Origin of the sequence: Litchfieldia alkalitelluris, assembly GCF_002153425.1 — a bacterium.
Taxonomy (GTDB): Bacteria; Bacillota; Bacilli; order Bacillales; family Salisediminibacteriaceae; genus Evansella; species Evansella alkalicola.
Map to the genome: position 1 here is coordinate 1,587,289 of NZ_KZ119600.1, position 26,232 is coordinate 1,613,520.

Consider the following 26,232-nt stretch of genomic DNA (forward strand, 5'->3'; position numbering starts at 1 on the left):
CATGAAAGATGTAGGAAAACGATTGTTTCGCTATGCACTCCAGTTTAAAAGAACGATTATTATCGCCTTGATTTTCTTATCCATCGCAGTTGCAGCTGAGCTAACTGGACCTTTCATTGCAAAAACGATGATTGACAATCATATTCTTGGAATTGAAAGGGCATGGGTGGAAACGGAAGAGGCGGGAGAAGCGAGCTATCAAGGTAGGGAATTCATTAGAAGTGACCGCTTTGAAGGAGATTCTTCTAATCTTAATCAAGTGCAAATCTTTCAAGTAGGATTAATGTATTATTTAATGGAGGACACGGTTAGCTTCGATGGACAGCGTGTAGTTGAAAATGGTGTCCTAACGATTCGACAAGGGGATGATATTGCAACATATCCAGTTGCAGCCCTCTCGCCTGGAGAAGTATATCAATTTTTTCAACCAGAAGTTCGTTACTTGATTCTATTAATGGGGGGTTACTTTTTACTAGTATTAATTTCAGCCTTATTCCATTATTACCAAACGTATATGCTACAAACTTCAGCAAACAAGATTATTAAGCAAATGCGTGAGGATGTTTTCTCCAAGGTTCATCATTTGCCAATTAATTATTTTGACCATTTACCTGCGGGGAAAATAGTTTCAAGGATTACGAATGACACGGAGGCAATCCGTGAGTTATATGTAAGGGTATTAGCTACATTTTTTACAAGTGTTATCTATATGACTGGGATATTTATTGCACTATTTTTACTAGATGCCACTTTAGCAGCATACACGTTACTACTAATCCCAATTTTAATTGTATGGATGATTTTTTATCGTAAATATGCAGGGAAATTTAATCGGGTGATTCGGGAACGTTTAAGTGACATTAACGGAAAAATCAATGAAAATATTCAAGGGATGTCTTTAGTGAAGGCATTCGGCCGTGAAAAAGAGGTAGAAGGTGAGTTTGAGAAACTAAACAAAGAACATTACAAATATAACAATAAACTGTTAACTCTCAATGCCTCTACATCATTTAATTTAGTAAACTTACTTCGAAATATTACTTTCGTAGGGATGATTTGGTACTTTGGTGGGGGCGCACTAGGTGTTGGATCTATTGTCTCCATGGGTGTTCTGTATGCTTTTGTGGATTATATTAACCGTCTCTTTGAACCAGTTCAAGGTATCGTGAATCAACTAGCTCAGTTAGAGGAAGCTCGAATTGCTGGTGAAAGAGTATTCAAATTGATGGTTGAGCCTGGTATTGCCTTATCTGATGAAAAAGTGGATAGATTCCGTGGCGATGTAACTTTTGAAAATGTATCCTTTGCCTATGAAAAGGAAGATTATGTTTTAAAGGACATTTCCTTTTCAGCTAAGCAAGGGGAAACGGTGGCGTTTGTAGGTCATACAGGTTCTGGAAAAAGTTCGATGATGAATATATTATTCCGGTTTTATGACCATCAAAAAGGGAAAATCACAATAGATGGAGTTGATATCCATTCCATGTCAAAACAAGCTTTACGTGAACACATGGCCATTGTTTTACAGGATCCGTTTTTATTTACAGGGACGATTGCTTCTAATGTAAGTATGGAGGATCCAACGATTTCCCGGGAAGAGATTATGGACGCTCTAGAAAAAGTAGGAGCAAGTGATATGATCAAGTCATTACCTAAAGGAATAGATGAAGAAGTAAAGGAAAAGGGAAGCACGTTGTCAGCGGGGCAGCGTCAACTCATATCCTTTGCAAGAGCCTTGGTATTCAATCCACCTATATTAATTTTGGATGAAGCTACAGCTAATATAGATACGGAAACAGAAGAGGTTATTCAAAAAGCACTGGATGTTGTGAAGGAAGGCCGAACAACCTTTGTCATTGCACACCGTTTATCTACGATTCGTCAAGCGGATCAAATATTAGTATTGGATCATGGAGAAATTGTAGAGCGGGGGAATCATGGGGAGTTAATGGTTGAAAAAGGTAGGTATTATCACATGTACCAACTTCAAGCTGGAGCAAGTCAGCAGTCTGCAAGTTAAATTATCAATAAACCTAGTGGTATTAGCCACTAGGTTTATTTACTTCAAAAAAATCATTCCCTTTAATCTAGTGAATAGCTTCGTTCAGATACTTTGAAGCTCGTTGTTTCTCCAAGTAGGTGAATTTTCCATTCTCCTTCTTTTTCAAAATGAACATCTGCTTCATACATTGATTCACCAACAAAATCTACGTTATGTTCGAAGGTAATGTGTTTTTCTTCCCTTGTATTATTCTCTATCAAGACTGCTTCAAGGGAGGGTTCTCCTATTACTTTATTAATATTGGCTTTAAATGATAAAGTTTCTCCCACTATTATATCTTCTTCTGAAATTAAGTAGGTAATGCTTTCAGATTGAGGATAAGGTGACTTAACATATATAGTAATTTGTCCGTATTCTAAGGTGCCGATTTCTATATCGATCTTCCATATCCCTTCGTAAGGGAATGGGGCAAAGCTGGTTAATGCATGTGCATCTGCTTCATAAATACCTAAACTAAGTTCAACTTCATTTAAGAGGAAGGATTCTTCTGTTCCCACATGTGTAGCAGTAGCAACTAATTTTTCTCCCCTTAATTCATTTGGGTCTCCCCAAACATACCAAAACATTTTCCCTCCAGTACGCTCATCTTCTGCCACAAAGTTATCTCCAATATCCCTGTAGCCGATCTTTCCTTCAATTCCCCTAACACCATCTTCAAAGAGGAGGCTTCCATCTTCATCGTATAAATGGAAAGTTGGTGTTAATTTGCCGTCAAAGTGTTCTAATGGGTGGAGTTCACTTAAACTAGAGTCAAACGACGGTTCAGTTAAGATGGGGTAGATAAAGAAAAATAGTATTGCTGCAGCACCAACTATTGTGGTGATATGAAGGGTTGTGTTTTTCCATCTTTTCCATCGTTCAACTTTCATCATCTTAGTATTCAATTGTTTTAACACATCCCTTTCTCTATGTTGGTTTAACTTATGTTTTGGCATCTTTTCTAAAGTCTTTAAAACATCAAAATCATTTTTGTTGGACATAACCATCTCCGTCCTTTCTTAATTGCCGTTTTAATTTTTCAATACCACGGTGAAAAGTGACGTTGACTCTATTCTCACTACAATTTAATATGGTTGCAGTCTCTTTTGAAGAAAAGTCCATAATCCCCTTAAGAATAAGTACATCTCGATATGTTCGACTTAACGATTTAATAGCCTTTTCAACGATTAATATTTCATCCTTATGTATAACAGTTTCCTCCGTATTAGGCAGTGGAGATGGATGATCTGTCATTATAGGCAAAAAGGATATTATTTTTCTCTTTCTGGACAGATCGATTGCTAAATTCCTTGCAATGGATATAAGCCATGTTTTTGGATCTGAATCCCAATGAAATAAATGAAGTTTTTGATAAGCTTTTAAAAAACATTCTTGAACTAAATCTTCCACATCTTTTTTTCCTGTGTAGTAGACTAAATATGTTGTGATGTACTTTTGGTATTTTAAGAACCAATCTTCAATTAATTGTTTATCATCCATCTTCTTCCCTCCTATTTCATTAGACGTATAAATTCAAAAAATCTTACAAATGTTTGAAAAAATTTTTACAAAGGCTACCGTGAAATTCAATCAACCTTTTCGTCGATAATTTGAGTTTAAGGTTTCTTATCTATTATAATAAAAGCATCACGAATACGGAGGTAAATCATGGCAAAAGATAATTCATTTGATATTGTATCAGAGGTTAATATGGAAGAAGTAAAGAACGCTGTGACCCAGGCGACGAAGGAAATAACGACGCGTTATGATTTTAAAGGAAGTAAGAGTGCGATTTCATTGGATAATGAAGAACTCGTTCTTGTATCAGACGATGAATACAAGATGGACCAACTAAAAGACGTACTACTAAGTAAGTTGATCAAACGTGGGGTCTCAGTGAAAAGTTTAGATTATGGGAAACTAGAGCCAGCATCTGGTGGTACTGTTCGTCAGCGTGCGAAGCTGATTCAAGGTATTGATAAGGAGCAGGCGAAAAAAATCAATACGGTCATCAAAAATTCTGGTCTTAAAGTGAAGAGTCAAATTCAAGATGATCAAATCCGTGTTACAGGAAAAAATCGCGATGATTTACAGGCAATCATTGCAGCAGTAAAGGAAGCAGATTTATCTATTGATGTTCAGTTCATTAATTTCCGTTAATATATGTACCTGAGTATAGAGTCTTGGAAGTTTTTCAACTTTCAGGCTCTTTTTTAATATACTTTTCCCATTTGTGTCTCCACCTTTTTACTACTCCTCGTAAACTTATTTATGGTAGCCGTAGTTTATAAATTTTCATCTTAAACTATAAATTCCTGCAATATATATGTCAGAAAATATGACAAATTTACTCTTATTTCTGTTCACTGTGATAATGTTTGAAAATATAACACGACTCATGGGAGGAATTTTACAATGGTAAAACTACTAAACCAGTTTTTTCAAAAAAATAAACAACATGAGGATTTGGACGGGAAAAATAATCAGGAATTCATTCAATTTGTTAATGAATCGCAGGTGGTTTCAGATCGGTTAATTGCAGCGGTTGAGGAAGTTAACGACGCCATGTCGCACCTAAAAGATATAGCTGATCAGTCTACTAGAGAGGGACAGGTTCTCAAGGAAAATAGCTATTATTCTATGGCACAGATTCAAGAAGCATTTTCCTTTCTCCAGGAGGTTTCTGCTACGGCAGACCAAATTAAAGATTTTGCTTCAAATATGAGTAAAGAAAGTATACAGACGAAGGAACTCGTTTCTGATGTACGACACTCTTTAGGCACTACTGATAAAGTGATGGGGGAGCTTAGTACCTATAATCAAATGATGGATCAAAGAATTAGGGATTTGGCTGACCAGACTTCTAAAATTGATGAGATTAACCAACTGATAAAAAAGGTAGTCTCGCAAACTTCATTACTAGCATTGAATGCATCCATAGAAGCTGCGAGAGCTGGAGAGCATGGTAGGGGATTTGCTGTTGTTGCAAAAGAAATAAAGAAACTTGCAGACGAGAGTAATGAAGCTGTTGAAAGATCTTCTGATATTTTGTCAGCGATAGAGCAAGGGGTTGATGATGTAGTTGCTTCCGTTGAAGTGGAAAAGGAGGCAGTATTTAAGGGGATTAATGAAGTGGAGAGGATCAATGAAAGGATTGATATGATATATAAGAAGATTCTCACAGTAAATGACTATGTGCTACATACGGAAAATGACAGTAATAAACAATCTGAAATTACAACAGAAACTATTAGTAAAATAGAAAAAGTCGTTCAAAGTGTGGAAGAAACTCTAACTTACGTTGAACGGACTGTAACAGATATGGATAAACAGCATCTACAAATTCAACATCTCCAAACTGTAAGTGGAGGTCTGCATGAGAGTTCAGCTACCTTAGCGGAATCCATTAACAAACTTGATGTTAAGCAGAAGGTAGAGATGAGTCATTTAGATTTTGAAGATATGAAAGAATTACTATTAGAAGTTTGCGTTAAGGAAGAATTAAAAACACTGGATAAAGAAATTCACGAAGATATTTTAACTGATTACTTGAGTAAAACTTTTGAAATGGAAGCAATTTGGTCTAATCGGACAGATGGTACATTCATTTTTTCAAAGCCAGAAGCAGGTTTGTTTAATGCAAGACAAAGGGACTGGTGGAAGAAAGCAATGGAAGGTGATCAATTTTTGTCAAAGCCCTATGTATCTGCTATTACGAAACAACCTTGTGTAACTTTATCCCGTGCTTTAAGGAATGAAAAAGGTGAAATAATAGGTATGGTAGGGATGGATATTAGAGTATAGAGTTAGAGAGGGTTTCCCCAAAAAGGGAAACCCTCAAATCTTTTAGAAGACTAATCAGTAAAAATATATACTAGGGTTTGCAATGGAAGTGTATCATACAGCCAGTTCACATCATCGTTATACATTCTAATACACCCAAGACTTATATACTTGCCAATTGAAGAGGAGTCATTTGTGCCGTGAATTCCATAGATGGAACCATTCGTCCCTGGCACATTCAAGCCGAGCCAATGACTTCCTAACGGATTACTAGGGTCACCACCTGGTATTTGACTAGGGTTATACCAAGGATCCACAACTTTATTAATAATTTGGAAAAAACCTTCTGGTGTACGTGACTGGTCTTTTCCAGTTGCTACAGGAAAAGAACGAACGAGTTGGTTATTATGATAAACTGACAATCGGTTCGTAGACTTGTTAATTTGCACCATGTATCCGTTAAACATGGAACGATTAGGAATTTTCAGAGTCATTCCCACTTTAAAATCAGTTGCTGGATTAATAATTTTGTTATAGTTTGCAAGACTAGCAACATAATTACCTGATCCATAATATTGCTGTGAAAGGCTATATAGCGTATCCTTTGCCTTTACTTGATGGTGGTCAATAATAGGAGGATCAGGCAGTTGAAGAGTCATTCCTGCCTTCAATTCGGAGGAGGCATTTGTTATGCCATTATACTCCGCAACGGTTTTTTGATGATGGCTACTTAAATAGTATTTCATCGTAATGCTATATAATGTTTCGTTTGCTTGTACTTCATGTTCAACAACATTTTCAGGAGTAGCCTCACTTTTTGACTCGTCAGCAGCAATGTTGTTACCCATTAATTTGCTTTCCGTGCCTGTGGTAGACTTGTCCTGATTACTATCTCTATTCTCATCGTTTTCCTGTACCTTTTCATCATATGTATCATTATTACTTGACAAGTTAGTTGAAAGATTTTCTTCGTTATTTCGTTCATTTTCAACTGGCGTCTGAGAATTAGTCTGCTTTTCCCCCTCAGCTATCAATGTATCATCAGTTACCTCTAGATTACTGTTATCAGTAGGCTCTTCCTTCTTATCATTGAAATCCCTTTTTACTATGATTGTAGTCTTTTCTTTTGACTCAGACCGTTCTACATGTTCAGAAAATGGGAGGGTAGGATCTTGTTTTTCAACGATATCGTCTTCATTTGTTTCCACATTTGCCATGACATTAGGTTGGAAAAAATAAGAGCCAGTAGCTATAAGAGAAATAAAACAAATGATTATGAGTCCTGAAAGTAGATAAATAGACAGCTTCCCTTTTTTCCTGTGTCGATGTTTTTGAGCTCGAGGCGTCATGTTGAGATAATCTTGATCTGGTGCCATAGTTCACGCAACTTTCTTAGAGATATTTATTTTTTTGTGATGGAACAACAATGAATTCCATTTCATTCGAGGAAATCCTGCATAAAAAGGCAAAATGAGACTTACAGCATGGGGGAAACAAGCCAATCGTATGAGGGAGAGATAAAATGCTTTACACATATTTAGACAGAAAGACCTATGTTTCTTCGCCGAAAAATGTCCTTGGCTAGTACTATATTTTTCAACAATTAAAGTGAACTCTTTGTTAAAATAATATAAGAAACAAATATATTTATTTAGGGGATAGTAAAGATGTATCACTATTTCGATCAGTTTAGTGTCTTTTTGAGGGAACCGATCATGAATATCGCTAATAGTGTGGAATCATTTCCACTTTTATTTGCACTCATGCTCGGGGTGGTAGGGGCATTGGCGCCATGTCAGTTTTCCAGTAATGTCAGTGCCATCACATTATACGGTACAAATTCAATCAATCGGGGTATATCTTGGTCTGATACCATTTTCTTTGTGTTAGGAAAAATCGTAGCATTTTCTGGACTCGGGTTAATTGTATTCATTTTGGGACAGGAGTTTCAGCAACAGCTCCCACTATTTTTTGAAAGCTTTAGAAAGCTGTTGGGCCCGATTCTCATATTAATTGGTATATATATGCTTGGGTTGTTTACCATTCGATGGTCAGTAAACCTTTGGAAAAAGTCGTCGATGGAAAAGGAGCGGAAAGGGAAATGGGGAGCTTTCATGCTTGGGTTTAGCTTTTCACTTGGTTTCTGTCCGACGATGTTCCTCCTTTTTTTCATGCTGCTTATGCCCATTACTTTATCAACAGCATACGGAGCAGTACTCCCAAGTCTTTTTGCTCTCGGAACATCTCTACCGTTTCTTCTCGTTATTTTCTTGATATGGTATTTAGGACTTAGCGGAAAAATTATGAAAAAGGGTCGGAAGATAGGTTTGGTCGTTCAGAGAATAGCTGGAAGCTTGATGATCTTAATTGGAATAATAGATATTTTAACGTTTTGGTAAAAAAACATGTTACTAAGATATAAAGAATGGGGTCAATCATAATATAGAAGCTGAACTCTAATCTGCATTTACCGAGAATAGGGAATAGAGTTCAGCTTTTGTGGCCGATGACCAAGGCGCTTGCGCATTTCTTAGTATTTAGTTTTCCTCCAACAAAATCCCTGCTTCATTCAATGCGGCTAGAGCTTCATCTAAGTCTTCCTCTGACTTTGCTTCAAGGGTATGGAAATGGATACCTTCTGTTAGTTCTAATAGAAAAGAGGCACCTGTTTCCTTGATTCGAGTAAGGAATTGTTTCACTTCTTTACGATTGCTCACCATAATTGGTGAAGAAATATCTCCATAAACAGGATGCTTAATCTTCACATCCTTAACCATGATCCCATGATCTACTAACAAGTGTAATTCTTCCTCCGTCCGCTCAGGGGAATGTTTACAAGGGACTAGTCGTGAGTATGGAAGGGTATTCCCTTTTTCTTCTGTTAGAACATACCCTTGGCTTGTCGCAGTGATGGGAATGTTTCTTGCTTTTAAGAGGGAAATATCTTGAACGACTACTTGTCTGCTCACATTTAATTTGTCGGCTAAAGCCCCTCCAGTTAAGGGTGACGATGTTTCTTGTAACAAAGACAATATTTTACTTCTCCGTTCTTCCCCAAGCCATTTTCGTTTGTCTGTCATGTTTGATCCCCTCCTTCTCATACACACATGCTTTCATTTGTTTTGCCGTTTCAATTATCTCTTCTTGAGTCGTATGTCGCCCTAATGAAATACGAAAAAAGCGCTTTGCTTCTTGAGTCGATTTACCAAGTGCTTTCATGGCAATCGATGGATCTTGTTTACCTGCTTGACAGGCACTTCCAGTAGAGATACAGACTCCGTGACGATCTAATGTGAGGAGCATATATTGTCCTTCTATGCCTTTAATCCCCAACCCAATAATGTGTGGTAATTGTTTTTCGGAATCAGTGCCACCTTCTATTGTAATGAGATGAGATATGTCACTTAATTCGTTGATTAATAGAGCTCTAAGCTCCCACATATATTTTATCGAATTATCGAGCTGATGAACAGCATCAACTGCGGCAGTTGTGAATGCTGCAATTCCAGGTGTATTAACTGTCCCAGGCCGAAATCCACCCTCATGACTTGTGAATGCATCAACAGCTTTCCAAGGTGTATTCCTTGAGAGATAGACTGCTCCTACTCCCTTTGGTCCATAAACTTTATGGCTTGAGATAGAGATAGCATCAATGGAGAAAGTATCCACCTCAATTGGAATCTTGCCGAAAGATTGGACACAATCGCTGTGAAAAAGCACACCATGTTTTTTTAGCAGATTACCTATTTCTCTGATTGGCTGGATTACCCCAATTTCTGAATTTATGTGCTGTATTGATGCGAGTATGGTGTCACTACGGAGTGATTTTTCTAATTCCTCAATGGAAATCACACCATTCGTATCCACTCCTAAATAAGTAACTTCAACTCCGTTTTTTTCTAAATCAACAAAGAAGGATTGAACGGAAGGGTGTTCTAATACGGTTGTGATAACATGGTTTCCTTTATCCTTACACCCTAAGTACAAGGATTGAAGTGCCCTTATATTAGATTCTGTTCCACCGCTAGTAAAATATATTTCATCTGAATGTGCATGTATTAATTGGCTCAATTCACTGCGGCATTTATCTAACAACTGTTTCGTTTTATCCCCTTGCTCATGTAAGCTACTCGGATTAGCGAAAAATTCTTCTGCTGCTTTTACATATACGTCCAGGGCAGTCCTGGACATTGGCGTAGTTGCGGCATGATCTAAATAAATCATATTTATCCCTCATTCATTTTGGCTTGTAATCTTTGAAAAAGGAAAATGTCATTCATGAACAAATGAAAATATCCTCTTGTCATTAGTTTAAAAGTATGTAAATATAGGTGTCAAGACAGTTGTAAAGAAAGGTGTATAAAATGCGAGAAGTGATCATCGTAGGAGCAGGCATGTCTGCACTTGTAGCAGCTATCATATTATCAAAGGAAAATAATGTGAAGGTTTTTACAAAGGGTAAAAAAACAGATGGTAATTCCTGGCGTGCGCAAGGTGGTATTGCTGCAGCCATTCATAAGGCTGATTCCCCCTCCCTTCACTTAACGGATACGTTGACAGCTGGTTGCTTTCATAATGATTCACAGATGGTTTCAACCCTTGTTACTGAGGGGCCAAAACGAGTGATGCAGTGGATTTTACATGGTATGACATTTGATCAAAAATCAAACGGAGAGCTGGCACTTGGAATGGAGGGAGCCCATTCAAAAAGGCGTATTCTTCATGCTGGGGGAGATCGGACAGGTACCCAGTGGATGTCTTTTTTAAATAGTCAACTACGCCATCAACCAAACATACACGTTTTCGAGAACGAAAGTGTCATAGATTTAGTGATTGATAATGGAATATGTAAAGGTGTATACACCAAACGAAAAGATGGTGGGACAACGAAATATAGTGCACATGTCACAGTACTGGCTACGGGAGGCTGTGGAGGTTTGTTTGAAGCTACAACAAATGATCCATCAATAATTGGAGATGGAATTGCCATGGCATATCGCGCTGGTGCACTGTTATCAGATCTCGAATTTATTCAATTTCACCCGACTCTTATTAAGCATAAAGAGAAAGTATTGGGACTTGCCTCAGAAGCTCTTCGGGGAGAGGGTGCGAGATTAATAGATTCAAACGGAAATGAAATTATGGACGGCGTTCACCCGAGTAAAGATTTGGCTCCAAGAGATGTAGTAGCTCGTGTTATTGAGCGAAGGACTATGGAAGGGAATCAGATCTATTTAGACATTTCATCTATAGCTAACTTTGAAACACGTTTTCCTGCGATTTTTGACATGTGTGTAAACGGAGGGATTTCCATTAGTGAAGGGAGAATACCCGTAACGATTGGTGCCCATTTTTTGATGGGAGGGATTGTGACTGATGCTTTTGGAAAAACAACTGTGCCCGGTCTTTTCGCAATTGGGGAGGTTGCTCGAACAGGAGTGCATGGGGCTAATCGGCTCGCTAGTAATTCTCTCCTTGAAGCGTTGGTGTTTGGAGAACGGACAGCAGAAAAAATCCAGCGTGAGTTGGAAAAAACAGCGAATTGGAAAAGCATGAATCCGTTGAAGCTTAATCAGAATGGCATTGGAAAACCAGAGCCGGTTCTACCTGAAAGATCTGAAATTCAGCAAAGGGTGTCCCAAGCTCTAGGAGTGGAGCGAAACGAGCATTCCATGAAGAGACTCTTAAAGTGGTTAATGGATTATGATGTAGAAAAATTAGAGAGCAATAAACGCATATCTTGGACTCATGAAACGATCGAGCGTTCCAATATGTTAATTACAGCGTGGTTGATTACAAAGTCTGCTTTAGAGAGGAAAGAAAGTAGGGGAGCCCATTATCGTACAGATTATCCAGCAAGCAAGAATGCTTATGCATGTGGAAAACAGATTTTTATACAAAGGTCCAAAGAGAATAAGAGGGAGAGTATGAAACTATGAATAAATTATTGCTTAGGGAACAGCTCATGCAATTTATGAAAGAGGACTTAGGTTTTGGAGACAGAACATCTGAATGGATCTTCTCTAATGAAATCACAAAGGCAATATTTTTAGCTAAAAGTAAAGGTGTGTTTGCAGGAGAAGAGGTATTAATCGAGGGTTATAAGCTTTTGCAATCAGACATTGATTTAACATTACTGAAAAGAGACGGTGACAATCTTGAGCCTGGTGATGTTATTGCAGAGGTGACAGGCCCTACAGTTGATATTTTGTCTTCCGAACGGGTGCTACTTAACCTTGTTCAACGCATGAGTGGGATAGCAACCTTAACGCAAGAAGCAGTAACTCGTTTAGGAGAAACGCAAACAAGAATTTGTGATACAAGAAAGACTACACCAGGATTAAGGATGCTTGAAAAACATGCCGTTGTTAGTGGCGGAGGCTTTAATCACAGATTGCGCTTAGATGATGCCGTAATGATTAAGGATAATCATATTGCTAGATGCGGTTCCATTACAGCAGCCGTCACAAAAGTCCGTGAAAAGGCAGGCCATATGATAAAAATCGAGGTAGAAGCAGAGTCCGTAGCAGATGTGAAGGAAGCGGTGGAAGCTGGCGCAGATGTCATTATGTTCGATAATTCCACAGTTGAACAAGCGATCCAATGGCGAAATGAAGTACCACCGTCTATTATTACGGAAGTTTCAGGAGGAATAACACTTGAGACGTTACCGGAGTTCGGAAAAACTGGGGTTGACTATATTTCCATTGGAGCGTTAACACATTCTGCGAAAGCGTTAGATATTAGTCTAGATATTCAAATTAACAGGGAGGGGTAACATGCTAGGCACGGATTTATTCAAGGGCTTAAATGAAACTTTACCTGAGGAGTATAAGAAAATGGCTCCTCAGGATTTAAAAAAGAGAGCGTGGGAGATAAAAAAGGAGTTAGGGAACAGACTTTTTATACCTGGACATCATTATCAAAAGGATGAAGTCATTGAATTTGCTGATGCAACAGGGGACTCTTTACAACTTGCACAAGTTTCTGCAGAAAACCAAGATGCAGAATATATCGTATTTTGTGGTGTTCATTTTATGGCTGAGACAGCTGATATATTAACTGGGGATCATCAAACAGTGGTTTTACCTGATATGCGCGCCGGCTGTTCCATGGCAGATATGGCTAATATGGAGCAAACGGAACGGGCGTGGCAGAAGCTTCAAGAGACGTTTGGTGACACGATTATTCCGTTAACATATGTTAATTCAACTGCCGAAATTAAAGCATTTGTTGGAAAACACGGTGGTGCAACTGTTACATCATCCAATGCTCACAAAATGTTAAAATGGGCCCTAAGCCAGAAAAAAAGGGTATTGTTTTTACCAGACCAGCATTTAGGGAGAAATACAGCATTTGATTTAGGAATCCCTCTTGAAGAAATGATTGTTTGGAATCCTATATCAGATGAGTTCGAAGGTCCTACTGAAAACTTGGACGACATGCAGATGATTTTGTGGAAAGGTCATTGCTCTGTTCATGAGAACTTCCGAATGCAGCATATCCATGACCTTAGGGAAAAGGAACCAGATCGACATATTTTAGTTCATCCAGAATGTACCCATGAGGTAGTGACAGCTTCTGATTATAATGGATCTACGAAATATATTATAAATAAAATAAAAGAAGCTCCTCCAGGAAGTAAGTGGGCAATCGGCACGGAAATGAATCTTGTGAATCGCTTGATTCAAGTGCATACGGATAAGGATATAGTTTCCTTAAATCCAGAAATGTGCCCATGTTTAACAATGAATCGTATCGACCTGCCACACTTTGTATGGTCACTGGATCAAATTGTAAGTGGGAAGCCTGTAAACAAAATTAAAGTAGATGCTGAAAAATCAGCACTTGCAAAAACTGCGATTGAGCGAATGTTCCAGTTTGTTTAGTTTACTTAGGTTGCTTAATTTGTGTAGCAATACAGCCCCCTTTTGAAAAATAAAAGAAGGAAAGTGAAGGGAATAGGGAGAATGTAAATAAACAGGAAAAATAAGTTAATAAGAGGGGATTCGATGAAATTAGCTGAAGCTTTAATATTACGTGCAGATTATCAAAAAAGAGTAGAACAATTAAAAAATCGCTTGGTTCAAAATGCTAGAGTCCAAGAGGGAGATCAGCCTACTGAGGAGCCTAAAGTTTTGATGGAAGAGTTAACTAGTCTCTTAGGTAAGGTAAAACAACTCATTCAAAAAATTAATCGTACAAATATAGAGACGTCATTTGATAATAATGAAACTTTGGCTGACGCACTCATCAATCGTGACATAATAGGTCAGGAAAGAAAGTTCTATAGTAACATGTTAGAAGAAGCCACTATGAGACATGATCGTTACTCTAGGTCAGAAATAAAGTATGTTACTACAATAAATGTAAAAGAAACGCAAAAGTATGTAGACGAACTGTCGCAGAAATATAGACTGTTAGACGTGAAAATACAGGAGTTAAATTGGAGAACAGATCTAATGGAGTAGTAGTTATTTAATAGGTAGTGTAGTTGGTAGCGAATAAGAAAAGGCGAATACCAAACCTAACAACAGGTCAAAGTTGTATGATTGGTACGGATTTCGGGGGATCCAAAGAGGTTCAAGTCCTCACTTTAACAATTTATACCCAGGAATACTTACAAATTTACTTTTTACACACCAAAACAGTTTACTACCAGGTATTGATTTTCTATTCGTGAGGGTGGATAGGGGAGTCGTATATAAAAAGAAATGTGCTAAATCGAAAACAAGCCAGATTCCATGAAAACCATGGTATCTGGCTTATTATTTATGTTGAATCAATCGATAAAAGACAAAATTACAACTTATTCAGTCTCTGCTTTAAACTCATGCACCCATACCTTCATTTGTGGTTTCCAAGGCATTCCTGGGTGAATGGATAGTATAGAATTTTTATATTCTTCTAAGTTATTGTATCCCTCTTGTACTGCTATTTCGTCCGTTAGATCACCTAACGTCTGTCGGTATACACGCTCTACTTTAAAACGTTTACCTTCCAGCACCATTATTTCTCCAGGATCAGCGTATCTGCCATTCCTTCGTGTTGCAGTTTTCTTTCCAGCAAGTGCTTTTTCAATATCTTCTGGCTTTGTAATTAGTCTATCAATTTCACATGTTTTTGGTGGTAAAGTTTCTTCAATACTCATGTTATATCCCCCTTATCTCTATTACACATTTTACACCAAATTGAGCATGAAAGTCACTACTGGTAGTAAATACTAATAAAGATTATTAGTAAAAGCTAGAGAATTATTTTTATGAGAAAAAAATAAGTGAGTGGCAAGTGCCAAACTACTGTATAATGCATAGGTATGCCAAAGAATTATAAATTTAAATAAAAATGAGGTTTCAGAATGAATAGAACAGACTTTAACGATTATCAACTTAGCGAAGAAATAACACGAGCCTTAAAGGAATTGAAATATCAACAACCTACAGAAGTACAACAGAGGGTTATACCCCTTGCATTGGATAAGAAAGATTTAGTGGTGAAATCCCAGACCGGTAGTGGAAAAACTGCAGCGTTTGGAATCCCCCTATGCGAATTGGTTGAATGGGAGGAAAACAAACCACAAGCATTGATCCTCACGCCAACGCGGGAGCTTGCAGCACAAATAAAAGAAGATCTAACTAATATTGGGCGATTTAAAAGAGTGAAAGCAACTGCGATATACGGAAAACAGCCTTTTAAAAGACAGCAACAAGAATTGAAACAAAAAACACATATTGTTGTAGGGACACCAGGTCGGGTGTACGATCATATTCAAAAAGAAACCTTATCCTTAGAAAAGATCAGCTACCTTATCATCGATGAGGCAGATGAAATGTTTAACATGGGATTCCTGGAACAAGTGGAAGGAATAATTGAAGTGCTTCCTACGAACAGAGTCACATCAATTTTTTCCGCAACGATTCGTGGTGATGTAGAACGCATTAGTCAGACATATATGAATGAGCCTGTCCTCGTGGAGGTTGCTGGAACAGGTGTAACCACTGCTAAAATTGAGCATTCCTTGTTTGAAGTGAAGGAAGCGGACAAACTTGGACTTCTTATGGATATAACTACTGTGGAGAACCCTGACAGTTGTATTATCTTTTGTGGAACGCAAGAAAAGGTCAATGACCTATTCGTTGAATTGAAACAAGCTAACTATTCTTGTGAAAAAATTCATGGTGGTCTCGAACAAGGAGAACGATTTTCCGTTATGAGTGATTTTAAGCGTGGAAAGTTCCGCTATCTTGTAGCTACAGATGTGGCAGCAAGGGGAATTGATATTGAGGATATTTCTTTAGTGATCAATTACGATCTCCCTTCGGAAAAAGAAAGCTATGTCCATCGAACTGGCCGAACCGGGCGTGCAGGGAAGGAAGGGAAAGCAATATCATTTGTTACTCCTTTTGAAAAGAAGTATATTCCTCCTATCGAAAAGTATTTAGGCTTTTCCATACCGGTTGGTGAGGCACCAACTAGGGTTGACGTTTCAGCAAACAAAGCTACTTTTGAGGAAAAAATGCACAAGCTATCTGTTTTGAAAAAAGATAAAAGTGCTGTTCTAAGTAAAGATATCATGAAGCTTTACTTTAATGGTGGGAAGAGGAAAAAGCTCCGTGCCGTTGATTTCGTTGGAACAATCACAAGTATACCAGGGATCACAGCAGAGGATATCGGGATTATATCTGTGGAACAAATAGCGACGTACGTGGATATCTTAAACGGAAAAGGCTCTATTGTATTACAGGAAATGAAAACAAGGACCGTAAAAGGAAAACAATTAAAAGTACATGAAGCTAGATGATTAGGGTGGGGGGGGGATTGTCCTCCACCTTTTTTTGAAGATAATTTATATAATTCGTCGTTTTTGATGTAGTTAATTATTTGTTGCGAATTTTGATTTCAGAATGGGGACTGAAATGAGGAAGCGGAGCCTTTTGAGTCTTCATTTTTTCGAAATGGAGACTGAAACAGAGCGGTGACAGGATTTGAGTCTTCATTTTTACGAAATGGAGACTGAAACAGAGCGGTGACAGGATTTGAGTCTTCATTTTTACGAAATGGGGACTGAAATGACTGAACGACACGATTTGAGTCTTCATTTTCTTAATTTGAAGGAGTGCGGTAAAGGTTTGAAGTGACCCTACCCTTTATCGAATTCTAAATAATACGACCAGAAGCCAGAACAACAAAGACTGGGCGTTTTTTACCAGTTTCTAGAACAAAGTATATATAAGATCCTCTAAATTTAGTACTTTCTCCAATACGTTCACTATTACCACGAAATAGTACCCGAAGCCCTTGCCAGACGATAGCTTCGGGCACTAACATCACGAAATAGTACCCGAAGCAAGTGTCAGACGATAGCTTCGGGCACTAACACCACGAAATAGTACCCGAAGCCCGAGTCACACCATAGCTTCGGGCACTATCATCACTAAATAGTACCCGAAGTCCGAGTCACACCATAGCTTCGGGCACTATCACCAAGAAACAGTTCCCGAAGTCCGAGTCACACTATAGCTCCGGGCACTATCATCACTAAATAGTTCCCGAAGTCTGTGTCTCACGGTTGCTTCGGGCACTAACAATAAGAAATAGATCCCGAAGTCCGAGCCAGACTATAGCTTCGGGCACTAACACCACGAAATAGTACCCGAAGCCCGAGTCACACCATAGCTTCGGGCACTATCACCAAGAAATAGTCTGAACAACAATTCCAGCATTGCCCTAAGTCTCAAAACTTCCATTCCTTTAAAATTAAGAAATCCCTTCAAATTCAGAATGTAGTCTGAAATGAGGGTGCGTAATTTCCGATTCTACTCATTAAAATCATTGTTGTTCAACATCTCACATATTTTTAATATTATAAAAATATTGTAAATTCAGAATATATTCCCTATAATAGAAATAATTATTAAGGAGAATCTGAACGATTGCTCAGTCAGATTTTTCACAGAACAAAATGTAAGCCTTTACATTAAGCGATTGGGGGAATGTGACGGATGGATTTTTCCTTTACGAAGGAACAGCAGATGATACGTGACATGGTGAAGGAGTTTGCAGAAAAGGAAGTAGCACCAAAAGCAGAGGAAGTGGACCGCACAGGGAGATTTCCTATTGAAAGTTTTGAAAAAATGGGGGAATTGGGATTGTTGGGTATTCCGTTTCCTGAAAAATATGGCGGGTCTGGGGGAGACACGTTATCTTACATTTTAGCAGTTGAGGAAATAGGTAAAGCATGTGGCAGTACAGGTTTAAGCTATGCTGCGGCAGTTTCATTAGGTGCTTCACCATTATATTATTTTGGAACAGAAGAGCAAAAACAAGAACATTTAATACCCTTAGCAAAGGGAGAAAGTCTTGGAGCATTTGGGTTAACAGAGCCAAATGCAGGTTCAGATGCTGGAGGTACGAGAACGAAGGCGGTGTTGGATGAAGATGGCTCTCATTATGTGATAAATGGAGAAAAATGTTGGATTACTAATACGAGTTTTGCAAGAACGGTCATCGTTACTGCCTTAAATGGTGTAGATGAGCGGGGGAAAAAGAAGATCTCAGCCTTCATCGTTCCTACAGATACTAAGGGCTTAACGATTAGAAGTGAGTACGAAAAAATGGGTGTGAGAGGATCAAATACGACTGAACTGGTACTGGAGGACGTTCGAGTTCCAAAGGAGAACATACTAGGTGATCCAGAGAAAGGGTTTGGGCAATTCCTTTATACATTGGATGGAGGAAGGATTTCCATCGCTGCATTGGCTGTGGGAGTGGGGAGAGCCGCTTATGAAGCAGCACTTGCTTACAGTAAGGAGCGCAAGCAATTTGGTAAACATATTGGAAGCTTTCAGGCAATCCAGTTTAAACTTGCAGATATGGCAATGGAGCTGGAACTTGCACAAAATATGGTTTATAAAGCAGCTTGGTTAAAAGATGAAGGGAAAGCCTTTAAAAAAGAAGCAGCGTTTGCAAAATTATTTGCATCAGAAGCAGCAATGCGTGCTTGTAACCAGGCGATTCAAATTCATGGTGGTTATGGCTATATGCGTGAATATCATGTAGAGAGATACTTAAGGGACGCTAAGCTACTAGAAATAGGAGAGGGAACGTCTGAAATACAACGTATGGTCATTGCTCGTGAAATTGGATGCCCGAGGTAAGGAGGATACAATATTGATTTCAAAACTATTGATAGCAAATCGCGGTGAAATAGCATTAAGAATAATCAAAACTTGTGAAAAAATGGGTATTACTTCTGTTGCTGTATACTCAGAAGCTGATAAAGAAAGTCCCTATGTAGAAATGGCGAATGAAGCTTTTTTTATCGGAGGTCCTAGGGTTAATGACAGTTATTTAAACATGGAAAAAATCATGGACGTGGCAAGTAAAGCTGGAGTTGATGCGATTCATCCAGGGTATGGTTTTCTATCTGAAAATCCTCAATTTGCTAGAAGAGTGGAGGAGGAAGGTTATATCTTCATTGGACCAAGTCCCCATGTCATTGAGGAAATGGGAAATAAGGTAGCAGCCCGTAAATCTATGGCATTAGCAGATGTTCCTGTTATACCAGGATTGACCCTTAAAGATACAAGTGAAACTACAGTAAAGAAAGCTGCCCGTGAGATAGGGTATCCAATTATGGTTAAGGCTGCTGCAGGTGGCGGTGGCATTGGTATGCAGAAGGTAGACCATGAAAAAGACCTCATGAATGTAGTATCTAGTGTCGTGAAAAAGTCAGAGACATTTTTTGGTTCAGGAGAAATATACCTAGAAAAATTCATTGTAAATCCTAGACATATAGAGGCACAGCTTGCTGCTGATAAATCAGGAAATATCATTTGTCTTGGAGAAAGGGATTGTTCGATTCAACGTAGGCATCAGAAAATTGTTGAAGAAGCGCCATCTACATTTTTAAGTGATGATGGTAGAAAAAAATTATATGAAACAGCAGTGAAAGCAGGCGAAACCATTGGGTACACGAATGTTGGAACAGTAGAGTTTCTCGTCGATGAATATGAAGGTATTTATTTTCTTGAGATGAACACAAGGCTGCAGGTGGAGCATCCTGTTACAGAGGAAACAACGGGAGTGGATCTCGTTAAGTGGCAGATAGATTTGGCCACTGGCAAAGACATACCTTCGTTACAAAGGGAGAATGCTGTTTTTAACCATGCCATTGAGGTTCGAATTTATGCAGAGGACCCTAAAACATTTTTCCCATCACCAGGAAAACTAAAAGAATGGGAGTTTCCTAAGTTGGAAGGGATTCGCTATGACATGGGTGTAAAGAAAGGAAATACAGTGTCACCATTCTACGATCCGATGATTAGCAAGGTCATAGCCGGGGGGAATTCACGTAAAGAAGCGGTAGAGCGGTTAATAGAATGCTTGGAAAAAGCAAAAGTGGAAGGTATTAAAACAAATATACCTATGCTGATAACGACACTGAAACACCCAGTGTTCCAAAAGGGAAAAGCAACAACAAATTTTGTTAACGAATCTCTAAATTAAAAATTTTATTTAAAACAGACCTTCATGCACTTAAAATTGCACCATAAAGAATATATATTAGCTGAGTACACTACTTCAATATACAAAAATGTAATAGGGGGGACCTAAAATGAAAGAAATTAAAACAAATATGGCGGGGAATGTCTGGAAAATACAAGTTGCGCAAGGAGATCAAGTAGAAGTGGGCCAAGAAGTTGTCATCTTAGAATCTATGAAAATGGAAATACCAATTACTGCTGAAGTAGGGGGAACGGTTAAGGAATTAAAAGTAGAAGAAGGCAGCTTTGTTAATGAAGATGATGTTTTACTTATTGTAGATTAAGTCGTTTTCAAAAGATAAACATACTATGAAACAAATGAACGGCAGATTGGATATAACAAGTTTTTTTGAAGGAGGACCACGAGTGTGAATTTACCTTCAAAAGTGAAAATAAAAGAGGTTGGACCTAGGGATGGGCTTCAGAACGAAAAAGCTTTTATCCCTACAGACACAAAGGTTGAATGGATTAACAAACTAAGTGAAACAGGTATGGATTATATAGAGGTAACGTCGTTTGTCCATCCAAAATGGATTCCAGCTTTAGCAGATGCTATGGAAGTTGCTAAGAGAATTGAACGGAAAAGCTCTGTAACATATGCAGCCCTCGTTCCAAATCGTAGAGGTTTAGAAGGTGCCCTAGAAGCAGACCTAGATGAAGTATCTATCTTTATGTCTGCTAGTGAAACCCATAATCAGCAAAACATAAATAAATCTATTCAGAATACCTTTCCAGTTTTAAAAGAAGTGGTATCCGAGGCTCTTTCTTCTGGAAAAAAAGTCAGGGGTTATCTATCAACGGTTTTTGGCTGTCCATACGATGGCAGAGTTCCTCTATCTAATGTTCAAAAGGTAATAGATGAGTTATTTGACATGGGCGTGTATGAAGTTTCATTAGGAGATACCATTGGAGTTGCCAATCCGAAGCAAATGGATATGGTTCTCTCACAATTACTCCAGGAGTTTCCAGCTGAAAAGCTTGCGTTACATCTCCATGATACAAGGGGGATGGCTCTAGCAAATACAGTCGTTGGTTTAATGAAGGGCATCACTGTTTTTGATAGTGCAGTTGGTGGTTTAGGTGGTTGTCCATATGCTAAAGGTGCTGCAGGGAACGTAGCCACCGAAGACCTTATCCATATGCTTAAAGAAATGGGGATCGAAACTGGGATTGATTTGTCTAAGGTATTGACTAGTGCGAAATACATTGAAAGGGAATTAGGTAAAGGACTCCCAAGTAAGCAACTCCAAATATGGAACAGTGCCATATAATATGTGTTAATTATCAATATATTCCATAAACAGAGACCTATCTTCACGGTATTCTTCCATGCAATGGAAATGTTGCACCTTGTACGATGAAAAATTAATTACTATACTTTGTTGGAACAAACGGAGGTTTTCGAATCAACTGTCTCTTCCTCTACGAGCATATGCTACGAAGCGTATCCGTCGAGACAACTCGAAGCATACTCGTGATGTAAACGCTCGTTCCTGTGGGAACAGCGGGCCAGGCAAGACCCCGCAGGAACGAGGAGGACAAGCGGCTTGCCCACGGAAAGGGAGTAAACCGTAGGTTGTTCCAACAAACCTTATTTCAGGTAGCCTATTAAAAAGATAACATGATCAGTTTTTATAGGATGTGAAACAATGAAATGTATTGAAGCAAAAGTTGAAGGGCACATTGCCCAGCTCACTTTGAAGAGGCCAGAGTCAGCAAACGCATTATCCCAAGCTATGCTTGATGAAATTCTAATGCAATTAGAGGAATGGAAATATGATTCACAAGTTAGGGCGATGATTATAACTGGCGATGGGGAAAAGGTTTTTTGTGCAGGGGCAGACTTAAAGGAAAGAAAGGGGATGGATGCTCCTGCAGTAAAAAAGGCAGTTACAAAGATTGGGAAGATGGTGACTGCTGTTGAAGAAATGCCGATTCCTGTTATTGCAGCCATCAACGGAGCAGCTTTTGGTGGAGGTCTTGAGTTAGCGCTTGCATGTGATTTAAGGATAGCATCAAACAATGCGACGTTTGCCTTAACAGAAACAAGTCTAGGAATTATTCCAGGAGCAGGAGGAACGCAGCGACTACCTAGGGCAATTGGAGAACAGCGAGCGAAGGAGATGATCTTTACTGGAAAACGTATTGATGCCTCTTTAGCACATGACTGGGGGTTAATCATTCAAGTAACTACTCCAAAACAACTATTGGATAAAGCAACGGAGTTGGCAAAAGAGATTACAAAAAATGGACCAATAGCTGTAAAGCAAGCGAAGTTGGCAATAAATGCAGGAAGAAATGTGGATTTGAGAACTGGTTTAGTTATAGAAAAGAATGCTTATGAAATAACAATTCCAACAGAGGATCGCTTAGAGGGCTTACAAGCTTTTAAGGAAAAACGAAAACCAAATTTTAAAGGTGAATGATGTTTTAACAGATCAAGAAAATGGGGTGTCTTGATGGATAGGGAGAATCAATGGGAAGAGATTGTATCAAACATTGAAGCTGGAGGTTCAGAAAAATATCACGAAGCAAATGAAAAAAAGGGAAAAATGTTCGTTCGGGATCGATTGACAAAGCTATTTGACAATGGAGAATGGAAGGAAGATGGAAAGTTTGCTAATAATCAGGCAGAGGGTCTTCCTGCCGATGGAGTAGTAACTGCAATCGGTAAAGTAAACGGCAGGACCGTCTGTGTAATGGCTAATGATTCTACGGTAAAGGCTGGCTCCTGGGGTGCGAAAACAGTTGAAAAAATCATTCGTATTCAAGAAACTGCTGAGAAATTAGAAGTACCACTTTTATATTTAGTGGATTCAGCAGGGGCTAGAATTACAGACCAAATTGAAATGTTCCCAGGAAGACGAGGGGCAGGCCGAATTTTTTACAATCAAGTGAAATTATCTGGGAAAATCCCACAGGTTTGCTTACTTTTTGGACCATCAGCAGCAGGAGGTGCGTATATTCCTGCATTTTGTGACGTAGTCATGATGGTAGATGGGAATGCATCCATGTATTTGGGATCCCCAAGAATGGCGGAGATGGTCATTGGTGAAAAGGTGTCACTGGAGGAAATGGGTGGGGCAACCATGCATTGCTCTGTGTCAGGTTGTGGTGACGTTCTTGTAAAAACGGAAGAGGGGGCTATTGAAAAAGCAAAAGCCTATTTAAGCTATTTTCCGTCAAATTATTTGAGCAAGCCAGAGGCAAGTCCTTCTTCAGATCCAAAAGAGATTGATAAAAACTTAGAGGAATTGATACCAAAAAATCAAAATGCTCCCTTTGATATGTATGAACTTATTGATGGTTTAGTGGATGATAATAGCTTTTTTGAAATGAAGGCAATGTTTGCTAAAGAGCTTATTACTGGCTTTGCTAGAATAAATGGGAAATCTGTAGGCATTATTGCAAATCAGCCAAGGCAGAAGGGGGGCGTATTGTTCCACGATTCAGCTGATAAAGCCGCTCGATTCATTACATTATGTGACGCCTATCATATCCCACTATTATTCCTAGCAGATGTCCCTGGCTTTATGATAGGAACAAAGGTGGAACGAGCTGGAATCATTAGACACGGAGCAAAGATGATATCGGCTATGTCAGAGGCTACTGTACCGAAGATTTCTGTCATTGTTCGTAAAGCTTATGGAGCAGGGTTGTATGCAATGGCTGGACCTGCATTTGAACCAGATTGTTGTCTTGCTCTCCCAACGGCACAGATTGCGGTAATGGGCCCTGAAGCTGCAGTTAATGCGGTTTATGCAAACAAGATTGAGTCTTTGGAGCCAGAGGAACGGCCAAAGTTTATCCAAGAAAAACGTAAAGAGTATCAAGAGAATATTGATATTTATCGTTTGGCATCGGAACTAATAATTGATGATATTGTACCAGCAAATCAACTGCGTGAAGAATTAATTAGCCGTTATGATTTATATTCTTCAAAGTATCAAGTATTTTCACATCGTAAACACGCTGTCTACCCGGTTTAAGAAATGAATAGGAGGGGAGATTGATGAAGGAAATATTGACCTCATTTACAGATGCTGTTGCTGATATTAAGGACGGATCAACCTTACTTGTTGGCGGATTTGGTCTTTGTGGTATTCCAGAAAACTTGATAAAAGCACTTCGTGAAACTGGTGTGAAGGATTTGACGATCGTTTCCAATAACTGTGGTGTAGATGACTGGGGATTAGGACTATTACTGGAAAATAAACAAATTAAAAAGATCATTGCATCATATGTAGGAGAAAACAAGGAATTTGAGCGGCAAGTTTTGGCAGGTGAACTTGAAGTCGAGTTGACGCCACAGGGGACACTTGCGGAAAAGCTACGTGCTGGTGGAGCAGGTATACCTGCTTTTTATACTCCTGCAGGGGTTGGAACAAAGATAGCAGAAGGGAAAGAAGTGCGCACTTTTAATGGGAAAGAGTACCTCCTAGAAGAAGCTATTACAGGAGATTTCAGTCTTGTGAGAGCAAATGTGGCAGATCGATTCGGTAATCTTATTTATCGTAAAACAGCTCAAAACTTCAATCCTGAAATAGCAACTGCAGGGAAGGTGACGATCGCAGAGGTGGAAAACTTAGTGGATCCTGGAGTTCTTGATGCACAACACATACACACACCTAGTATATATGTAGATAAAATCATTGTTGGTGAACAGGAAAATAGAATTGAACGGAAAACAGTGGCTGAACAGAACTAATTCCTAGATGAATACAAGGGCTGCGACGAGCCAACAGCTGCTTAGAGACATTACACAATTTTTTTCAAGGGAGGGAAAAAAATGAGTGTGGATCGGAAAGCATTGAGGGAAAAAATTGCAAGAAGGGCTGAAAAAGAAATTTACGGTGGGGCTTATGTAAATTTAGGAATTGGGATGCCAACCATGGTGGCAAACTACATTTCAGAAAATAAACAGGTGATTTTGCAATCTGAAAATGGTTTGTTGGGAATAGGACCATATCCTACGGAAGAAGAATTAGATGCAGATTTGATCAACGCTGGAAAAGAAACAGTAACTACAATTCAAGGTGCAGCGTATTTTAGCAGTGCGGATTCATTTGCTATGATTCGAGGAGGACATATTGATGTTGCCATCCTAGGTGGCATGGAAGTTGCTGCAAATGGAGATCTTGCAAATTGGATGATTCCAGGAAAGATGATAAAAGGCATGGGCGGTGCTATGGACCTTGTTCATGGGGCAAAAAAGGTTGTTATCATAATGGAACATGTTAATCGGAACGGAGATCCCAAAATATTAAATGAATGCAGTTTACCCTTAACTGGGAAAAAAGTAGTGGACCGAATTATAACTGACCGAGCCGTTATTGATGTTACAGATAAAGGTCTCGTATTAAAAGAAATTCTTGGCGATTACAGCTTTGATGAGATTCAAGCAGTGACGGAGCCAAAGCTGATAAAAGGGTATTAATTATAAGCATCAGATGTTTAATCTAAAACGAAAATGAAGACTCAAATCTAATTATAATTGGGTTTGAGTCTTTATTTTTGGTTACATGAAGACCGAAGTTTATGTCTGGTGCAGTTCAACCTACTTCCTAAAATTTGCTAACGCTTTTTTTACATACATCATTAAGAATGATACAAACTATGGTTACGTCAGGAGGCAGGAGGTGAGAAACATGGCAAGCAACAATAACTCTAACCAATTACTTGTACCTGGTGTACAACAAGCTTTAGATCAAATGAAGTATGAGATTGCACAAGAGTTTGGTGTTCAGTTAGGTGCAGATGCTACTTCTCGTGCTAACGGTTCTGTTGGTGGTGAGATCACAAAGCGTCTTGTACAAATGGCTGAGCAACAATTCGGTGGTCAGCAACAATAATGATATAGAA

Annotated in this window: 24 protein-coding genes; 18 read left to right on the plus strand and 6 right to left on the minus strand. The window is 38.8% G+C overall.

From position 1 onward, the window contains the following. Window position 1 precedes the first annotated feature (1 nt). Window positions 2-2,020, plus strand: coding sequence for an ABC transporter ATP-binding protein (locus tag BW724_RS07385; protein ID WP_088074616.1), 2,019 nt, complete (start codon window positions 2-4; stop codon window positions 2,018-2,020). Between the two features lie 62 nt (window positions 2,021-2,082). Here the strand turns inward: BW724_RS07385 and BW724_RS07390 are convergent, their stop codons facing one another. Next, the gene (locus BW724_RS07390) at window positions 2,083-3,042 is read right to left on the minus strand and encodes a hypothetical protein (RefSeq protein WP_088074617.1); all 960 of its coding nucleotides are present in this window, start codon (window positions 3,040-3,042) and stop codon (window positions 2,083-2,085) included. After that, the gene (locus BW724_RS07395) at window positions 3,026-3,541 is read right to left on the minus strand and encodes an RNA polymerase sigma factor (RefSeq protein ID WP_088074618.1); all 516 of its coding nucleotides are present in this window, start codon (window positions 3,539-3,541) and stop codon (window positions 3,026-3,028) included. Before BW724_RS07395 ends, BW724_RS07390 begins: the two co-directional genes overlap by 17 nt. A 168-nt stretch (window positions 3,542-3,709) precedes the next feature. On the opposite strand from BW724_RS07395, the gene BW724_RS07400 reads away from it, so the two are divergent. Both BW724_RS07400 and BW724_RS07405 read left to right on the plus strand, forming a co-directional pair. After that, a complete protein-coding gene (locus tag BW724_RS07400) occupies window positions 3,710-4,201 on the plus strand; it encodes a YajQ family cyclic di-GMP-binding protein (protein WP_088074619.1) in 492 nt (163 codons plus the stop codon). A gap of 255 nt (window positions 4,202-4,456) precedes the next feature. After that, entirely contained in the window at window positions 4,457-5,845 is a 1,389-nt protein-coding gene (locus BW724_RS07405; protein ID WP_088074620.1) for a methyl-accepting chemotaxis protein, read from the plus strand. 50 nt (window positions 5,846-5,895) lie between these two features. Here BW724_RS07405 and BW724_RS07410 read toward each other — a convergent pair whose 3' ends face one another. Then, window positions 5,896-7,200 carry a L,D-transpeptidase family protein gene (locus BW724_RS07410; protein ID WP_088074621.1) on the minus strand — a complete coding sequence of 435 codons (1,305 nt, stop codon included), beginning with the start codon at window positions 7,198-7,200 and terminating at the stop codon, window positions 5,896-5,898. Between the two features lie 291 nt (window positions 7,201-7,491). On the opposite strand from BW724_RS07410, the gene BW724_RS07415 reads away from it, so the two are divergent. After that, complete coding sequence (locus BW724_RS07415) at window positions 7,492-8,223, plus strand: urease accessory protein UreH domain-containing protein (RefSeq protein WP_088074622.1); 732 nt, start codon at window positions 7,492-7,494, stop codon at window positions 8,221-8,223. 138 nt (window positions 8,224-8,361) lie between these two features. Here the strand turns inward: BW724_RS07415 and BW724_RS07420 are convergent, their stop codons facing one another. Together BW724_RS07420 and BW724_RS07425 are read right to left on the minus strand one after the other, a co-directional pair. After that, window positions 8,362-8,904, minus strand: a complete 543-nt coding sequence (locus BW724_RS07420) for a transcription repressor NadR (protein ID WP_088074623.1) — start codon at window positions 8,902-8,904, stop codon at window positions 8,362-8,364. Further along, window positions 8,861-10,048 (minus strand): IscS subfamily cysteine desulfurase, encoded by a 1,188-nt coding sequence (locus BW724_RS07425; protein ID WP_088074624.1) that lies wholly within the window; start codon window positions 10,046-10,048, stop codon window positions 8,861-8,863. Before BW724_RS07425 ends, BW724_RS07420 begins: the two co-directional genes overlap by 44 nt. A 140-nt stretch (window positions 10,049-10,188) precedes the next feature. Between BW724_RS07425 and nadB the strand changes: the two genes are divergently transcribed. The 4 genes from nadB (at window position 10,189) to BW724_RS07445 (ending at window position 14,295) form a co-directional block, all read left to right on the plus strand. Beyond that, the gene (gene nadB / locus BW724_RS07430) at window positions 10,189-11,763 is read left to right on the plus strand and encodes an L-aspartate oxidase (protein ID WP_088074625.1); all 1,575 of its coding nucleotides are present in this window, start codon (window positions 10,189-10,191) and stop codon (window positions 11,761-11,763) included. Further along, a complete protein-coding gene (gene nadC, locus BW724_RS07435) occupies window positions 11,760-12,602 on the plus strand; it encodes a carboxylating nicotinate-nucleotide diphosphorylase (protein WP_088074626.1) in 843 nt (280 codons plus the stop codon). Before nadB ends, nadC begins: the two co-directional genes overlap by 4 nt. Before the next feature lies 1 nt (window position 12,603). After that, the gene (nadA, locus tag BW724_RS07440) at window positions 12,604-13,713 is read left to right on the plus strand and encodes a quinolinate synthase NadA (protein ID WP_088074627.1); all 1,110 of its coding nucleotides are present in this window, start codon (window positions 12,604-12,606) and stop codon (window positions 13,711-13,713) included. A gap of 123 nt (window positions 13,714-13,836) precedes the next feature. After that, the gene (locus BW724_RS07445; RefSeq protein ID WP_088074628.1) at window positions 13,837-14,295 is read left to right on the plus strand and encodes a DIP1984 family protein; all 459 of its coding nucleotides are present in this window, start codon (window positions 13,837-13,839) and stop codon (window positions 14,293-14,295) included. Window positions 14,296-14,633: 338 nt separating this feature from the next. Here the strand turns inward: BW724_RS07445 and BW724_RS07450 are convergent, their stop codons facing one another. Beyond that, window positions 14,634-14,975, minus strand: coding sequence for an ASCH domain-containing protein (locus BW724_RS07450; protein ID WP_088074629.1), 342 nt, complete (start codon window positions 14,973-14,975; stop codon window positions 14,634-14,636). A 207-nt stretch (window positions 14,976-15,182) separates the two neighbouring features. On the opposite strand from BW724_RS07450, the gene BW724_RS07455 reads away from it, so the two are divergent. The 10 genes from BW724_RS07455 (at window position 15,183) to BW724_RS07500 (ending at window position 26,222) form a co-directional block, all read left to right on the plus strand. Continuing rightward, on the plus strand, window positions 15,183-16,625 hold the full coding sequence (locus BW724_RS07455) for a DEAD/DEAH box helicase (RefSeq protein WP_088074630.1): 1,443 nt from the start codon (window positions 15,183-15,185) through the stop codon (window positions 16,623-16,625). 1,201 nt (window positions 16,626-17,826) lie between these two features. Then, window positions 17,827-18,981, plus strand: coding sequence for an acyl-CoA dehydrogenase family protein (locus tag BW724_RS07460; RefSeq protein ID WP_088074631.1), 1,155 nt, complete (start codon window positions 17,827-17,829; stop codon window positions 18,979-18,981). Window positions 18,982-18,994: 13 nt separating this feature from the next. Next, the gene (locus BW724_RS07465; protein WP_088074632.1) at window positions 18,995-20,332 is read left to right on the plus strand and encodes an acetyl-CoA carboxylase biotin carboxylase subunit; all 1,338 of its coding nucleotides are present in this window, start codon (window positions 18,995-18,997) and stop codon (window positions 20,330-20,332) included. 109 nt (window positions 20,333-20,441) lie between these two features. Further along, window positions 20,442-20,654: an acetyl-CoA carboxylase biotin carboxyl carrier protein subunit gene (locus BW724_RS07470; protein WP_088074633.1), complete on the plus strand. Its 213-nt coding sequence runs from the start codon at window positions 20,442-20,444 to the stop codon at window positions 20,652-20,654. An 84-nt stretch (window positions 20,655-20,738) separates the two neighbouring features. Then, window positions 20,739-21,641 (plus strand): hydroxymethylglutaryl-CoA lyase, encoded by a 903-nt coding sequence (locus BW724_RS07475; RefSeq protein ID WP_088074634.1) that lies wholly within the window; start codon window positions 20,739-20,741, stop codon window positions 21,639-21,641. Between the two features lie 378 nt (window positions 21,642-22,019). Further along, window positions 22,020-22,796 (plus strand): enoyl-CoA hydratase, encoded by a 777-nt coding sequence (locus BW724_RS07480; protein WP_088074635.1) that lies wholly within the window; start codon window positions 22,020-22,022, stop codon window positions 22,794-22,796. A 33-nt stretch (window positions 22,797-22,829) separates the two neighbouring features. Then, on the plus strand, window positions 22,830-24,359 hold the full coding sequence (locus BW724_RS07485; protein ID WP_417891413.1) for an acyl-CoA carboxylase subunit beta: 1,530 nt from the start codon (window positions 22,830-22,832) through the stop codon (window positions 24,357-24,359). Between the two features lie 23 nt (window positions 24,360-24,382). Then, window positions 24,383-25,078: a CoA transferase subunit A gene (locus BW724_RS07490; RefSeq protein WP_088074637.1), complete on the plus strand. Its 696-nt coding sequence runs from the start codon at window positions 24,383-24,385 to the stop codon at window positions 25,076-25,078. An 81-nt stretch (window positions 25,079-25,159) separates the two neighbouring features. Beyond that, the gene (locus BW724_RS07495) at window positions 25,160-25,807 is read left to right on the plus strand and encodes a CoA transferase subunit B (RefSeq protein WP_088074638.1); all 648 of its coding nucleotides are present in this window, start codon (window positions 25,160-25,162) and stop codon (window positions 25,805-25,807) included. 211 nt (window positions 25,808-26,018) lie between these two features. Beyond that, the gene (locus BW724_RS07500; protein ID WP_088074639.1) at window positions 26,019-26,222 is read left to right on the plus strand and encodes an alpha/beta-type small acid-soluble spore protein; all 204 of its coding nucleotides are present in this window, start codon (window positions 26,019-26,021) and stop codon (window positions 26,220-26,222) included. The last annotated feature ends 10 nt before the right edge of the window (window positions 26,223-26,232 follow it).